At 53.3% G+C, this 13,849-nt stretch carries 14 protein-coding genes and 2 tRNA genes; 3 read left to right on the top strand and 13 right to left on the bottom strand.

What is annotated here, in order from left to right:
* Positions 1–13 precede the first annotated feature (13 nt).
* Both rimP and ABLU87_RS07005 read right to left on the bottom strand, forming a co-directional pair.
* Positions 14–466, bottom strand: a complete 453-nt coding sequence (gene rimP / locus ABLU87_RS07010; RefSeq protein ID WP_004125659.1) for a ribosome maturation factor RimP — start codon at positions 464–466, stop codon at positions 14–16.
* 206 nt (positions 467–672) lie between these two features.
* Positions 673–749 (bottom strand) — tRNA-Met (locus tag ABLU87_RS07005).
* Between the two features lie 308 nt (positions 750–1,057).
* Between ABLU87_RS07005 and argG the strand changes: the two genes are divergently transcribed.
* Complete coding sequence (argG, locus tag ABLU87_RS07000) at positions 1,058–2,401, top strand: argininosuccinate synthase (RefSeq protein WP_004106101.1); 1,344 nt, start codon at positions 1,058–1,060, stop codon at positions 2,399–2,401.
* Between the two features lie 154 nt (positions 2,402–2,555).
* Here the strand turns inward: argG and ABLU87_RS06995 are convergent.
* The 6 genes from ABLU87_RS06995 to rlmE form a co-directional block, all read right to left on the bottom strand.
* Positions 2,556–2,642, bottom strand: a tRNA-Leu gene (locus ABLU87_RS06995).
* Positions 2,643–2,656: 14 nt separating this feature from the next.
* Positions 2,657–2,986 (bottom strand): preprotein translocase subunit SecG, encoded by a 330-nt coding sequence (secG, locus tag ABLU87_RS06990; protein ID WP_004106103.1) that lies wholly within the window; start codon positions 2,984–2,986, stop codon positions 2,657–2,659.
* A 229-nt stretch (positions 2,987–3,215) separates the two neighbouring features.
* Complete coding sequence (gene glmM, locus ABLU87_RS06985) at positions 3,216–4,553, bottom strand: phosphoglucosamine mutase (RefSeq protein WP_014226977.1); 1,338 nt, start codon at positions 4,551–4,553, stop codon at positions 3,216–3,218.
* Positions 4,546–5,394 carry a dihydropteroate synthase gene (gene folP / locus ABLU87_RS06980; RefSeq protein WP_014226978.1) on the bottom strand — a complete coding sequence of 283 codons (849 nt, stop codon included), beginning with the start codon at positions 5,392–5,394 and terminating at the stop codon, positions 4,546–4,548. Before folP ends, glmM begins: the two co-directional genes overlap by 8 nt.
* A 98-nt stretch (positions 5,395–5,492) precedes the next feature.
* Positions 5,493–7,427 (bottom strand): ATP-dependent zinc metalloprotease FtsH, encoded by a 1,935-nt coding sequence (gene ftsH / locus ABLU87_RS06975; RefSeq protein WP_004854549.1) that lies wholly within the window; start codon positions 7,425–7,427, stop codon positions 5,493–5,495.
* Between the two features lie 99 nt (positions 7,428–7,526).
* Positions 7,527–8,156: a 23S rRNA (uridine(2552)-2'-O)-methyltransferase RlmE gene (gene rlmE / locus ABLU87_RS06970; protein WP_004106110.1), complete on the bottom strand. Its 630-nt coding sequence runs from the start codon at positions 8,154–8,156 to the stop codon at positions 7,527–7,529.
* Between the two features lie 124 nt (positions 8,157–8,280).
* Between rlmE and yhbY the strand changes: the two genes are divergently transcribed.
* Positions 8,281–8,574, top strand: a complete 294-nt coding sequence (gene yhbY / locus ABLU87_RS06965) for a ribosome assembly RNA-binding protein YhbY (RefSeq protein WP_004139797.1) — start codon at positions 8,281–8,283, stop codon at positions 8,572–8,574.
* Positions 8,575–8,726: 152 nt separating this feature from the next.
* On the opposite strand, the gene greA is transcribed toward yhbY, so the two are convergent.
* On the bottom strand, positions 8,727–9,203 hold the full coding sequence (greA, locus tag ABLU87_RS06960) for a transcription elongation factor GreA (RefSeq protein WP_004854554.1): 477 nt from the start codon (positions 9,201–9,203) through the stop codon (positions 8,727–8,729).
* A gap of 234 nt (positions 9,204–9,437) precedes the next feature.
* On the opposite strand from greA, the gene dacB reads away from it, so the two are divergent.
* Positions 9,438–10,871, top strand: coding sequence for a serine-type D-Ala-D-Ala carboxypeptidase (gene dacB, locus ABLU87_RS06955; RefSeq protein WP_122116734.1), 1,434 nt, complete (start codon positions 9,438–9,440; stop codon positions 10,869–10,871).
* Positions 10,872–10,916: 45 nt separating this feature from the next.
* Here the strand turns inward: dacB and cgtA are convergent, their stop codons facing one another.
* The 4 genes from cgtA to rplU all read right to left on the bottom strand — a co-directional run bounded on the left by cgtA (position 10,917) and on the right by rplU (position 13,754).
* Complete coding sequence (gene cgtA / locus ABLU87_RS06950) at positions 10,917–12,089, bottom strand: Obg family GTPase CgtA (protein WP_004125676.1); 1,173 nt, start codon at positions 12,087–12,089, stop codon at positions 10,917–10,919.
* A gap of 15 nt (positions 12,090–12,104) precedes the next feature.
* Positions 12,105–13,070 (bottom strand): DMT family transporter, encoded by a 966-nt coding sequence (locus ABLU87_RS06945; protein ID WP_014226981.1) that lies wholly within the window; start codon positions 13,068–13,070, stop codon positions 12,105–12,107.
* Positions 13,071–13,165: 95 nt separating this feature from the next.
* On the bottom strand, positions 13,166–13,423 hold the full coding sequence (gene rpmA / locus ABLU87_RS06940) for a 50S ribosomal protein L27 (protein WP_003861831.1): 258 nt from the start codon (positions 13,421–13,423) through the stop codon (positions 13,166–13,168).
* A 19-nt stretch (positions 13,424–13,442) separates the two neighbouring features.
* Positions 13,443–13,754, bottom strand: coding sequence for a 50S ribosomal protein L21 (rplU, locus tag ABLU87_RS06935; RefSeq protein WP_004106123.1), 312 nt, complete (start codon positions 13,752–13,754; stop codon positions 13,443–13,445).
* Positions 13,755–13,849: the final 95 nt, after the last annotated feature.

The following is a 13,849-nucleotide window of genomic DNA, read 5'->3' as shown; positions in this document are numbered from 1 at the left end:
TCAATCCAGACTGTTAAAAGTGGGGAACCAGGTTCGCCTTCTGGATGTTACTCAGCGCGAACACTTCATCTTTGCCTTCGACGGTTACCGTGATCATCTCACCGTCTACCGCTTTGATAAGGCCCTGCCATTTGCGTCGGTTCTGTACCGCCATGCGCAAAACCAGCGAAACTTCTTCGCCGATGAAACGCTCATAGTGCTCGGCGGTAAACATAGGACGATCGAGACCTGGAGAAGAAACTTCCAGGTTATAAGCGACTGTAATCGGGTCTTCTACGTCCATAACAGCACTGACCTGGTGGCTCACATCAGCACAATCATCAACATTGATGCCATCTTCACTATCAATATAGATGCGCAGTGTGGACGTGCGACCGCGAATAAATTCGATGCCGACCAGCTCAAAGCCAAGCGCTTCAACTGGCGCTGTGAGCATCTCTGTTAATTTTTGCTCTAATGTGGACAAACCCACCCCCAAGACATAAAAAAAGGGCGTATAGCCCAGTTATTCTGAAGTCAGATAACAAAAAACCCCGATAAATCGGGGCTTTAGATAACTGAACCCTGAGATCGCAACTGCGATCTGGAACACTTTCCAGAAGAATTCTTTCAAATTCGTCTACGAAGGACCCGGTCCTCACAGTATATTTGAAAAAGTACTTAATGGGAAAGTGGTTGCGGGGGCCGGATTTGAACCGACGACCTTCGGGTTATGAGCCCGACGAGCTACCAGGCTGCTCCACCCCGCGCCTGAAACGTGGCATATTTTACTCGTTTTGAGTAAAAGACGCAAATACTGCTGGGATTTGGTACCGAGAGACGGGACATAAAATCGTAGTGAATTGTATTGATACTTCATATATTTTGTCAACATGAATTTCACATTGCCAGGTTTCGGTTCATGCTGGTATTTCTGGGTTTTTTGGCAAAAAGCGGCTCAGCCTCTTCCTGTCGCCAGCAAAAGATGATTAAATGAAAACTCACAATTAATGCATAAACATGCAATAAAGATTGTTGAGTCAAACTCACCACAGTCTATCTAGCAGGGTTTTATTTTATGACGACGATTCTCAAGCATCTCCCGGTTGGCCAACGTATTGGTATTGCTTTTTCTGGTGGGCTGGATACCAGCGCCGCGCTGCTGTGGATGCGTAAAAAGGGAGCAGTCCCTTATGCATATACCGCCAATCTGGGACAGCCAGACGAAGACGATTACGAGGCCATTCCTCGTCGTGCCAAAGAGTATGGTGCTGAAGGGGCTCGTCTGATCGACTGCCGTAAGCAGCTGGTTGCGGAAGGCATTGCCGCGATCCAGTGCGGCGCATTTCATAACACCACCGGCGGGTTGACCTACTTTAATACTACGCCGCTGGGCCGCGCAGTGACCGGTACCATGCTGGTCGCCGCAATGAAGGAAGACGGTGTTAACATCTGGGGCGACGGGAGTACCTATAAAGGCAACGATATCGAACGTTTCTATCGTTACGGCCTGCTGACCAACGCTGAGCTGAAAATTTACAAACCGTGGCTGGATAGCGACTTTATCGACGAGTTAGGCGGCCGCCAGGAGATGTCAGAGTTTATGATCTCCTGTGGGTTTGACTATAAAATGTCCGTTGAAAAAGCCTACTCAACCGACTCCAATATGCTGGGCGCGACGCACGAAGCTAAAGATCTTGAATTCCTGAACTCCAGCGTCAAGATTGTGAACCCGATTATGGGCGTCAAGTTCTGGGATGAAAGCGTCAAAATCCCTGCGGAAGAAGTCACCGTTCGCTTTGAACAGGGCCATCCTGTTGCGCTGAACGGGCAGACCTTTAGCGATGACGTTGAACTGATGCTGGAGGCTAACCGCATCGGCGGCCGTCATGGTCTGGGTATGAGCGATCAGATCGAAAACCGTATCATCGAAGCGAAGAGCCGCGGCATCTATGAAGCCCCGGGAATGGCGCTGCTGCATATTGCCTATGAGCGTCTGCTGACCGGTATTCATAACGAAGATACCATTGAGCAATACCACGCGCACGGTCGTCAGCTGGGTCGGCTGCTGTATCAAGGGCGCTGGTTCGATTCCCAGGCGCTGATGCTGCGCGACGGCCTGCAGCGCTGGGTAGCAAGCCAAATTACCGGCGAAGTGACGCTTGAACTGCGTCGCGGCAACGACTACTCCATCCTGAATACCGTCTCTGATAATCTGACCTATAAAGCAGAGCGTCTGACGATGGAAAAAGGTGACTCGATGTTCTCCGCTGAGGATCGTATCGGCCAGCTGACAATGCGCAACCTGGATATCACCGATACTCGCGATAAGCTGTTTGGCTACGCGCAGTCTGGACTGCTGACCGCGTCTTCCGCAACTGGCCTGCCGCAGGTGGAAAACCTCGAAAATAAAGCGAAGTAACGCTCCAGAGAAATTCGCAAAGGCCGCTAACGCGGCCTTTTTTATGCAGAAAAATCCCGAACCCAACCGGAGTGACATATCTGCCGCTAATGCTGCTGCTCAACTTTTTGGGGACGAAAAAAAAGACGCTTTTCAGCGTCTTTCTTCAGGAAATTGGTACCGAGGATGGGACTCGAACCCACAAGCCCGTTAGGGCACTACCACCTCAAGGTAGCGTGTCTACCAATTCCACCACCTCGGTACGGATACTGCTTATCAGTGCGGGATGTCGCTGCTCGGCTGCGCCGGCGCGGTCGGCTGAGTTTGCTCAGTTTTCGGCGCGCTCAGGTTATCCCACTCACTTCCTTTATTGGTCTTGTTGCTGTTGATATTGCCCAGCGCCAGACTGATGATGAAGAACAGCGCAGCCAGGATACCAGTCATACGGGTCATGAAGTTACCAGAACCGCTGGATCCAAACAGAGTGCCGGAAGCGCCTGCTCCGAAGGAGGCTCCCATATCAGCGCCTTTACCTTGCTGCAGCATAATCAGACCCACAAGGCCAATTGCCACAATAAGGAAAACAACTAAAAGAGCTTCGTACATAATCAACCTGTTCCTTGCGGATTTGCCGCATACCAAGTGCTTCGACCAATAAAGCGGGACGTTTTAACGTTTCCCACTGAAGCGGGTGTGAATACTAACCAAAGCGAATGACCTTCGCAAGGGCAATTTCAGCGCATTGTATCAAGTGCGGAAAAAAACAGCAAAAAGCGATTTTTTGTCGATTAAAAAGGCGGCAAGCGTCGCCTTTTTAATCACTTAGCAAGAGAGATTAAACGCTTTTTACGGCATCGGCGATACGGTGGGCAAATTCGTGCACCTGCTCTTCGTGCTCACCTTCCACCATAACGCGAATCAGCGGCTCTGTGCCTGATTTACGCAGCAGTACGCGCCCCCGATTACCCAGCGCCGCTTCTACTTCCGCGGTTACTGCTTTTACATGCTCATGTTCCAGCGGGTTGCCGCTACCTTCAGTAAAGCGAACGTTAACCAGAAGCTGCGGGAACATTTTCATTCCGCTGCACAGGTCGTGCAGGCTCATATGGTTACGCACCATCGCCGCCACCACCTGCAGGCTGGCGACAATTCCATCCCCCGTCGTGGTTTTATCCAGTAAGATCACATGACCGGAGTTTTCTGCGCCAATGCGCCAGCCTTTCTCCTGCAGCTTCTCCAGCACATAGCGGTCGCCCACCTTCGCGCGAACGAAAGGAATGCCCAGCTGTTTAAGCGCCAGTTCAAGGCCCATGTTGCTCATGAGAGTCCCGACGGCGCCGCCCCGCAGCTGCCCCTGGCGTAGCCCCTCACGGGCAATGATATAGAGGATCTGGTCACCGTCGACTTTGTTGCCTTCGTGGTCCACCATGATGACCCGATCGCCATCGCCATCGTAGGCAATACCCAGGTCGGCTTTCTCCGCCAGCACGCGCGCCTGCAGAGCACGAACGTCCGTCGCCCCGACCTCTTCATTGATGTTGAGGCCATCAGGCTCACAGCCCATCGCTATAACCTGAGCGCCCAGCTCGCGGAAAACATTCGGCGCAATATGATAAGTCGCCCCGTGAGCGCAATCGACTACCACCTTCAAAGCATTGAGGCTCAGCTCGTTCGGAAAGGTGCCTTTGCAAAACTCGATATAGCGACCGGCGGCGTCGACGATACGACTGGCTTTACCCAGCTCGGCGGAATCCACGCAGGTCAGCTCTTTTTCCATTTCGGCTTCAATGGCTTCTTCTACCTCATCCGGAAGCTTGGTACCTTCGATAGAGAAGAATTTGATGCCGTTGTCATAAAACGGATTATGTGAAGCGGAAATCACAATCCCGGCTTCCGCGCGGAAGGTGCGCGTCAGATAGGCAATTGCCGGCGTTGGCATCGGGCCGGTAAAAGAAGCGGATAATCCCGCGGCGGCCAGTCCAGCCTCCAGCGCGGACTCCAGCATATACCCTGAAATACGGGTATCTTTACCAATAATAATCTTCCGTGAACCGTGGCGTGCCAGCACCTTACCCGCCGCCCAGCCCAGCTTTAATACAAATTCTGGCGTTATTGGCGCATCGCCTACGCGGCCACGAATACCATCCGTACCAAAATATTTGCGGTTACTCATAACGTTTATTTTCCTTAGCGGCCAGGGTAGCTTCCACCACGCGCAGCGCTTCTACCGTTTCTTTGACATCATGGACGCGAATAATCTGCGCGCCCTGCATTGCAGCAATGACTGCGCAAGCCAGGCTGCCATTCAGGCGTTCCGTCGGCCCGACATTCAGCAACTGACCTACCATCGACTTACGCGACATGCCTACCAGCAGCGGAAGACCAAAATGATGGAACTCTCCAAGTCGGGCAAGCAGTTCATAATTATGAGAAAGATTTTTACCGAAACCAAATCCCGGGTCGAGCAACAATTTATCTTTTGCGATACCGGCCCGTTCGCAACGCACAATATGTTCGATAAAAAAGCGCTCAACGTCAGCAAACACGTCCGCGTACTTCGGGGCATCCTGCATTGTCTTCGGCTGACCCTGCATATGCATCAGGCACACCGGTAAGCCCGTTTCAGCCGCCGCCTCCAGCGCTCCCGGTTCGGTCAGCGAGCGGATATCATTGATGATATGCGCGCCAACACGCGCTGACTCGCGGATCACCTCCGGCTTTGAGGTATCAACGGAAATCCAGACTTCAAAGCGCTGGGCAATCGCTTCTACCGTCGGAATGACTCGCGCCAGCTCTTCCTCGACGCTGACATCTGCCGCCCCCGGACGCGTCGATTCCCCACCGATATCAATGATAGTCGCCCCGGCATTGATCATCAGATTGGCATGCTTCACGGCTTCGACCAGCGTGTTGTGGGTCCCGCCATCAGAGAACGAATCCGGGGTAACGTTAAGAATACCCATCACATGTGGGTGAGAGAGATCGAGGGTTGAGCCCTGGGCTACAAGTTTCATCGCTAAATCCCTGAGTCAGAGAAAGATTGAAAAAGAAAAACCCCGGAGCAAACGCTCAGGGGTTTTAGAAAAGTACAACAGCATCAATAACGGCTAACTTATTTGTCGCCCAGCTGTTCTGACATCGTATTACCCGGGTTTGGCGTACGCGGTTCATCGACCGGACGCGGCGCACGAGGCGTGCCATTGTTGTCAGAATTGTTGGACGAGCCCGGTTCTTCCCAGCCAGCTGGCGGGCGAACATCGCGGCGAGCCATCAGGTCATCAATCTGCGGGGCGTCGATGGTCTCATATTTCATGAGCGCGTCTTTCATCGCGTGCAGGATGTCCATATTATCGTTCAGAAGCTGGCGTGCACGATTGTAGTTACGCTCAATCAGTGACTTCACTTCCTGGTCGATGATACGCGCCGTTTCATCGGACATATGCTTCGCTTTCGCAACGCTGCGGCCAAGGAATACTTCACCTTCTTCTTCGGCATACAGCAGCGGGCCGAGTTTGTCAGAGAAGCCCCACTGGGTCACCATGTTACGCGCCAGGTTGGTCGCGACTTTAATGTCGTTCGACGCACCGGTAGAAACATGTTCTACGCCGTAGATAATCTCTTCCGCCAGACGACCGCCGTAAAGGGTAGAAATCTGGCTTTCCAGCTTCTGACGGCTGGCGCTGATCGCGTCGCCTTCAGGCAGGAAGAAGGTGACACCCAGCGCGCGACCGCGCGGAATAATCGTCACTTTGTGCACCGGATCGTGTTCCGGCACCAGGCGACCAATAATTGCGTGACCGGCTTCGTGATACGCGGTGGACTCTTTCTGCGCTTCCGTCATCACCATGGAGCGACGTTCCGCACCCATCATGATTTTGTCTTTCGCTTTCTCGAATTCAACCATCGATACAACGCGCTTGTTGCCACGAGCGGCAAACAGCGCAGCTTCGTTCACCAGGTTTGCCAGGTCAGCACCGGAGAAGCCAGGCGTACCGCGGGCGATAATTGCCGCGTCGATATCCGGCGCCAGCGGTACGCGACGCATATGCACTTTCAGAATCTGTTCGCGACCGCGGACATCCGGCAGACCGACCACAACCTGACGGTCAAAGCGGCCTGGACGCAGCAGCGCAGGGTCAAGAACGTCCGGACGGTTGGTTGCCGCGATAACGATGATACCTTCGTTACCCTCGAAGCCGTCCATCTCTACCAGCATCTGGTTCAGCGTCTGCTCACGTTCATCGTGACCACCGCCCAGGCCAGCACCACGCTGACGGCCGACGGCGTCGATTTCATCGATAAAGATGATGCACGGAGCCGCTTTCTTGGCTTGTTCAAACATGTCGCGCACGCGGGATGCACCCACACCGACGAACATTTCAACGAAGTCAGAACCGGAAATCGTAAAGAACGGTACCTTTGCTTCACCCGCGATGGCTTTTGCCAGCAAGGTTTTACCGGTACCCGGAGGGCCGACCATCAGGACGCCTTTCGGGATTTTACCGCCCAGCTTCTGGAAACGGCTCGGCTCGCGCAGGTATTCAACCAGTTCACCGACTTCTTCTTTCGCTTCGTCACAACCGGCGACGTCGGCAAAAGTGGTTTTGATCTGGTCTTCCGTTAGCATACGCGCCTTGCTCTTACCGAACGACATGGCGCCTTTGCCACCGCCGCCCTGCATCTGGCGCATAAAGAAGATCCAGACGCCGATAAGAAGCAGCATCGGGAACCAGGAGATGAAGATAGAAGCCAGCAGGCTCGGTTCTTCTGGCGGCTCACCTACCACCTTGACGTTTTTAGTCAGAAGGTTATCAAGCAGCTTAGGATCGTTCACCGGGATGTAGGTCGTGTAACGGTTACTATCTTTCTTGGTAACGTTTATCTCACGTCCGTTGATACGCGCTTCGCGAACCTGGTCCTGATTGACCTCCTGCAGGAAGGTAGAATAATCCACCTTGCGGCCATTCGACTCGCTGGGCCCAAAGCTCTGGAATACTGACATCAGCACAACGGCAATGACCAGCCAGAGTATTAGGTTTTTCGCCATGTCACTCAAGGGATTAACCTCATATTACAACTGTGTTAAAAACAGCGTCAGGATACTCTATATCCAGCGTCTTTCAAACTTTCGTTTGAAATCTGCCGGTTATGGTTTACGCCCGGTCGCTACAATATACACTTCACGCGAACGGGCGCGAGAAGAGTCCGGCTTACGAACTTTGACCTTCGTAAACAGGGAGCGAATCTCTCTTAGATACTCATCGAAGCCTTCGCCCTGGAACACCTTCACTACAAAACTACCACCTGGCGCTAATACATCACGAGCCATTCCAAGCGCCAGTTCCACCAGATACATGGCCCGGGGAATATCCACCGCCGGTGTTCCACACATATTTGGCGCCATATCGGACATGACAACTTGTACTTTACTGTCACCTACACGCTCAAGTAACGCTTTCAGGACTAATTCATCACGAAAGTCGCCCTGAAGGAAGTCCACACCAACGATTGGATCCATAGGTAAAAGATCGCAAGCAATGATGCGGCCGCTGTTACCGATCTGCGTAACCGCGTATTGCGACCAGCCACCGGGTGCAGCGCCGAGGTCAACTATCGTCATCCCCGGTTTAAAAATCTTGTCACTTTGCTGTATTTCATCAAGTTTAAACCAGGCACGGGAACGTAACCCCTTTTTCTGTGCCTGCTGAACATATTTATCGCTAAAGTGTTCCTGAAGCCAACGACTTGAGCTGGCAGAACGCTTTTTACCTGTCATTTAACATTCCCATTTCGGGTTCATCGTACTTCGCGACGTAAAAATCGACGCGGTAGTTTGGCGATATATGGGAGATGGCGGTAGAATGAACCGTTTTCAATCCCAACGTAAGCAAAAAAATACGATGAATCTGAGTACTAAACAAAAACAGCACCTGAAAGGTCTGGCACATCCGCTCAAGCCGGTAGTTATGCTTGGCAACAATGGTTTGACCGAAGGGGTACTGGCCGAGATTGAACAAGCGTTAGAGCACCATGAACTTATCAAGGTGAAGATCGCCTCGGAAGATCGCGAAACTAAAACCTTGATCGTGGAAGCTATCGTGCGCGAAACCGGCGCCTGTAATGTACAGGTCATCGGTAAAACGCTGGTTCTGTACCGCCCGACTAAAGAGCGTAAAATCTCGCTGCCACGCTAAGAATATCCTGGTTATCGACACAACTTTGTGTAAATCGAGGGTTTTCTGCGGGTAGACGAGCAAAATGCCATGCTCCGGACGCTGATAAAAGGCCGCTACGCGGCCTTTTTCCTTTCTTTACAATCCATCAACATCGTAGCGTTAAATTCGAATTAAAGGTACTCAACCTTAAGAATTTCGAATTCGACTTCCCCGCCCGGTGTACGGATAACCACCACATCGTCCTGCTCTTTACCGATTAAACCACGTGCAATCGGTGAGTTTACAGAAATCAGATTTTGCTTAAAATCGGCCTCGTCATCGCCAACGATACGATAAGTTTGCTCTTCATCCGTATCGAGATTCAGAACGCTGACCGTCGAACCAAAAATCACCCGGCCATTGTTGGGCATTTTGGTGATATCGATGACCTGCGCGTTCGACAGCTTCGCTTCGATATCCTTAATGCGACCTTCACAGAAGCCCTGCTGTTCACGGGCAGCATGATACTCAGCATTTTCTTTCAGATCGCCGTGCTCGCGGGCCTCAGCGATGGCCGCGATGATTTCAGGACGACGTACGGACTTCAGAAAATCCAGTTCTTCGCGCAGTTTTTCAGCGCCACGTAAGGTCATCGGAATAGCTTGCATTTGTTATACCTCTTTTTCATTCCTTCATGGAGCAGACAACGCCGCTCCGCAGCCGGTCAAGACTTGAGCAGGGCCGGAGCAAAAGAAAACCGACCCGGAAAGTCATCCCCAGGCCAGCAGCAATTTTCAATTTGATACGTATTTTACCCTGAAGTTCACTATGGGTCATCGTTTACTTTACAGGGCGATGCACCGTAGTATGACGGACTGGTTTCAGGTTGTTAGCGCGAGATTATGCGATTTTCCAGATTTATCATCGGATTGACTGCCGGTATAGCGCTTAGCGCTCAGGCGGCGAATATTGACGAGTACATCAATCAGCTTCCTGCGGGCGCAAACCTTGCCTTTATGGCGCAGAAGGTGGGATCCCCGACGCCGGAGATAGACTACCATAGCCAGCAGATGGCGCTCCCCGCCAGCACCCAAAAAGTGATAACCGCGCTTGCTGCGCTGCTGCAGCTGGGTCCGGACTTCCGCTTCACCACGACGCTGGAAACGAAAGGCAGCCTCGATGGCGGCGTCCTGAAAGGCAACCTCATTGCGCGCTTTGGCGGCGATCCTACCCTCAGGCGTCAGGATATTCGTAATATGGTGGCCACGCTGAAGAAAGCAGGCGTCCAGCGAATTGAAGGTAATGTGCTGATCGATACCTCCATCTTCGCCAGCCATGACAAAGCGCCCGGCTGGCCATGGAACGATATGACGCAGTGCTTTAGCGCCCCGCCGGCGGCGGCGATTGTCGATCGGAACTGCTTCTCCATCTCGCTCTATAGCGCGCAAAAGCCGGGCGATCTGGCGTTTATTCGCGTGGCGTCTTACTACCCGGTGACCATGTTCAGCCAGGTGCGCACGCTGCCCCGGGGCTCTTCTGAAGCCCAGTACTGTGAGCTTGACGTGGTTCCCGGCGATCTGAACCGTTACACCCTGACCGGCTGTCTGCCGCAGCGCAGCGAGCCGCTGCCGCTGGCTTTTGCCATTCAGGATGGCGCCAGCTACGCCGGTGCGATTCTGAAAGCTGAGCTGACCGACGCTGACATCACCTGGAGCGGCACGCTGCTGCGCCAGACGCTGGCAAACGATCCGGGTACCGTCCTGGCAAGTACACAATCTGCGCCGCTGCACGATCTGCTGCGTATTATGCTGAAAAAATCGGACAACATGATCGCCGATACGGTATTCCGCACCATTGGGCACGCTCGCTTCAGCGTACCGGGTACCTGGCGAGCCGGTTCCGATGCGGTACGGCAGATCTTACGTCAGCAGGCCGGCGTCGATCTCGGGAATACCATCATTGCCGATGGCTCAGGTCTGTCGCGCCATAACCTCATCGCACCCGCGACGATGATGCAGGTGCTGCAGTACATCGCCCAGCACGATAATGAACTCAACTTTATCTCGATGCTGCCTCTGGCCGGCCATGATGGTTCTCTGCAGTACCGCGCAGGCCTGCATCAGGCAGGTGTCGATGGCAAAGTCTCGGCGAAAACGGGTTCACTGCAGGGGGTGTATAACCTGGCCGGTTTCATCACGACGGCCAGCGGGCAGAAGATGGCGTTCGTGCAATACCTGTCTGGCTACGCCGTGCCTCCGGCCGACCAGCGTAATCGCCGCATTCCACTGGTGCGGTTCGAAAGCCGATTGTACAAAGACCTCTATCAGAACAACTAAAGCAAAAGGGCCGCATCATTGGCGGCCCTTTTCGTTTGTTCAGGATTAACGTTTGTAGATGAATTCGACGCCTTCTTCGTCGTCTTCGTCCCAATCATCATCCCAGTCTTCATCATCTTCCACTTCAGCTTCTTCAAGCTGCTGGCGGTGATAGTCGTCCCACATAAACTCGACTTTTTCGGCAGGCTTCGCTTCTTCCGCATGCACAATCGGGTTTTCGATGATAAAGGTCATCACGTCCCAGCACAGGTCTTTTACGCCCTGCTGGCTGGCCGCCGAAATCAGGTAGAACTTATCTTCCCAGCCCAGCGCCTGCGCGATAGCTTTCGCTTTCGCTTCCGCCTCTGCTTTGTCCATCAGGTCAATCTTGTTAAAGACCAGCCAGCGCGGCTTAGAAGCCAGTTTCTCACTGTATTTTTCCAGCTCACCGATAATAATCCGCGCGTTCTCCACCGGATCGGAACCATCAATCGGCTCGATATCGATGAGATGCAGCAGCACGCGGCAGCGCTCCAGGTGCTTCAGGAAGCGAATACCGAGACCCGCGCCTTCAGCGGCGCCTTCAATCAGCCCCGGGATATCCGCCACCACGAAGCTCTTCTCGTTGTCCATACGCACCACGCCGAGGCTCGGCACCAGCGTAGTAAACGGATAGTCAGCGACTTTAGGCTTCGCGGCGGAAACGGCACGAATAAAGGTCGATTTACCCGCATTCGGCATTCCCAGCATGCCGACGTCCGCCAGCAGCATCAGCTCCAGCTGCAGATCGCGCTTATCGCCCGGCGTCCCCATCGTCTTTTGACGTGGAGTACGGTTAACGGACGATTTGAAACGGGTGTTACCCAGACCGTGCCAGCCGCCTTTGGCGACCATCAGGCGCTGACCGTGCTTGGTCATATCACCCATCGTCTCGCCGGTGCCCTGATCGATGACGCGAGTCCCTACCGGTACCTTCACCGTTACGTCTTTACCGCGTTTACCGGTACAGTCACGGCTCTGACCGTTCTGCCCGCGCTCAGCGCGGAAAGACTTCTCAAAACGGTAGTCGATCAGGGTGTTGAGGTTTTCGTCCGCCTCAAGCCAGACGTCGCCGCCGTCACCGCCGTCACCGCCGTCCGGGCCGCCTCTCGGGATATATTTTTCGCGGCGGAAGCTAACGCAACCATTGCCGCCATCGCCTGCTACGACCAGGATCGTTGCTTCATCAACAAACTTCATTTTACTCTCCGTAAATCATTCGCCTGAGCGGGGGAGCGGCACAACCGCTTCTCGCTTACGCCATCGTCCCCAAAGACGATGACCGACGGCGGAATACATCGCGCCCGCAACCACGACAAACGCACCGAGATAACCCATCAGGTTCAACAGCGGTCTGGCGAAAACGTCGGGCCAGGCCAGTGATAATAAATCTGAAAACAGCAGCGTAAACAGCGGCGTTAAGGTAATCAACGCGCTCACCTGCGCCGCCTGCCAGCGCGCCATTGCTTCCGCCAGAGCGCCGTAGCCGACCAGGGTATTGAGCCCGCAAAAAACCAGACAGGCCAGCTGCCAGTCGCTTAATGCCAGCACCTGCGAAGGCTTCGCTAATGGCAATAGCGATATCGTACATAAAGTGTACAGCAAAAAAAGGATTTGCTGTGATGCCAGACGGCGCAATAACACCTTTTGCGCGACGCCGTAGCACACCCACACCGTCGCCGCACCTACGCCGAAAATTACCCCCCACGTGTAGTCCGTCAGGCGGGTAAAAATCTCGATCAGGCTGGTGTTAAAAAACATCACCAGACCGCTCACCAGCATTAGCGCTCCCACAACCTGAGTGCCGCGCATTTTCTCTTTAAGGACAAAAACGCTGGCCACCATCATGCCGACCGGAGACAGCTGGCCAATCACCTGGGAAGCGGTGGGGCTGAGATATTGCAAGGAAGAACTAAACAGAATGAAGTTACCGAACAAACCCGCTGTCGCAATGACCAGCAGTACCAACCACCGCGGCTTGCGAAAAATCCGCAGCGGGGGCAGTTTTCTTTTCATGGCGAGGATAGCGCCAAGACCAAAACTTGCCATCAAAAAGCGGTAAAACACCACCGTCGGCGGTTCCATCACTTCAAGAACCTGCTTCATTGCTATCGGCAGGGCACCCCAGCACATCGCCGTGGTGAGCGCTAAAATAATGCCGATGCCGGCCTGCTGCTTCATGCCCGTTTTCCCTGCAGAAAATTTTCCGGGGTTTCAATGTAAAAAGCCCCGCAACACGTTGCGGGGCTTTAATCCGTTACCGGACCACGAAAAACTTACTCAGCAACGATGCTGATGTATTTACGGTTGTTCGGGCCTTTAACTTCGAATTTCACTTTACCGTCTGCTTTAGCAAACAGAGTGTGGTCACGACCGCAACCTACGTTAGTGCCAGCGTGGAATTTGGTACCACGTTGACGAACGATGATGCTACCCGCCAGAACGGATTCGCCACCGAAACGCTTAACGCCCAGGCGTTTAGCTTCTGAATCGCGACCGTTACGAGTTGAGCCGCCAGCCTTTTTATGTGCCATTTAAATCTCTCCTCAGGTCTTAGGCGCTGATGCCAGTAATTTTCACATCAGTGAACCACTGACGATGGCCCTGCTGCTTACGGTAGTGTTTACGACGACGAAACTTAACGATTTTAACTTTCTCGCCACGACCGTGTGCAACAACTTCAGCTTTGATTACGCCGCCCTCAACGAAAGGAACGCCGATTTTAATTTCTTCACCGTTTGCGATCATCAGCACTTCTGCGAACTCAACAGCTTCGCCAGTTGCGATGTCCAGCTTTTCCAGGCGAATGGTTTGACCTTCGCTTACTCGGTGTTGTTTACCACCACTTTGGAAAACCGCGTACATATAAAACTCCGCTTCCGCGCACCTCTTCGTATGATTCAGAGTGCGCTATAAATATTCACAATAGGGCGCGAATATTACGCAAAACGCGAGCCTTT

It is taken from the genome of Klebsiella sp. CB_Kp196 (assembly GCF_040061575.1).
Taxonomy (GTDB): Bacteria; Pseudomonadota; Gammaproteobacteria; order Enterobacterales; family Enterobacteriaceae; genus Klebsiella; species Klebsiella michiganensis.
This window is presented reverse-complemented; position numbering and strand designations above follow the sequence as displayed.

What these genes read in the sequence shown, in the direction of transcription:
- argG (WP_004106101.1), top strand. Translation starts at nt 1,058, where the DNA reads ATGACGACGATTCTCAAGCATCTCCCGGTTGGCCAACGTATTGGTATT.
- secG (WP_004106103.1), bottom strand. Translation starts at nt 2,986, where the DNA reads ATGTACGAAGCTCTTTTAGTTGTTTTCCTTATTGTGGCAATTGGCCTT.
- glmM (WP_014226977.1), bottom strand. Translation starts at nt 4,553, where the DNA reads ATGAGTAACCGCAAATATTTTGGTACGGATGGTATTCGTGGCCGCGTA.
- folP (WP_014226978.1), bottom strand. Translation starts at nt 5,394, where the DNA reads ATGAAACTTGTAGCCCAGGGCTCAACCCTCGATCTCTCTCACCCACAT.
- ftsH (WP_004854549.1), bottom strand. Translation starts at nt 7,427, where the DNA reads ATGGCGAAAAACCTAATACTCTGGCTGGTCATTGCCGTTGTGCTGATG.
- rlmE (WP_004106110.1), bottom strand. Translation starts at nt 8,156, where the DNA reads ATGACAGGTAAAAAGCGTTCTGCCAGCTCAAGTCGTTGGCTTCAGGAA.
- yhbY (WP_004139797.1), top strand. Translation starts at nt 8,281, where the DNA reads ATGAATCTGAGTACTAAACAAAAACAGCACCTGAAAGGTCTGGCACAT.
- greA (WP_004854554.1), bottom strand. Translation starts at nt 9,203, where the DNA reads ATGCAAGCTATTCCGATGACCTTACGTGGCGCTGAAAAACTGCGCGAA.
- dacB (WP_122116734.1), top strand. Translation starts at nt 9,438, where the DNA reads ATGCGATTTTCCAGATTTATCATCGGATTGACTGCCGGTATAGCGCTT.
- cgtA (WP_004125676.1), bottom strand. Translation starts at nt 12,089, where the DNA reads ATGAAGTTTGTTGATGAAGCAACGATCCTGGTCGTAGCAGGCGATGGC.
- ABLU87_RS06945 (WP_014226981.1), bottom strand. Translation starts at nt 13,070, where the DNA reads ATGAAGCAGCAGGCCGGCATCGGCATTATTTTAGCGCTCACCACGGCG.
- rpmA (WP_003861831.1), bottom strand. Translation starts at nt 13,423, where the DNA reads ATGGCACATAAAAAGGCTGGCGGCTCAACTCGTAACGGTCGCGATTCA.
- rplU (WP_004106123.1), bottom strand. Translation starts at nt 13,754, where the DNA reads ATGTACGCGGTTTTCCAAAGTGGTGGTAAACAACACCGAGTAAGCGAA.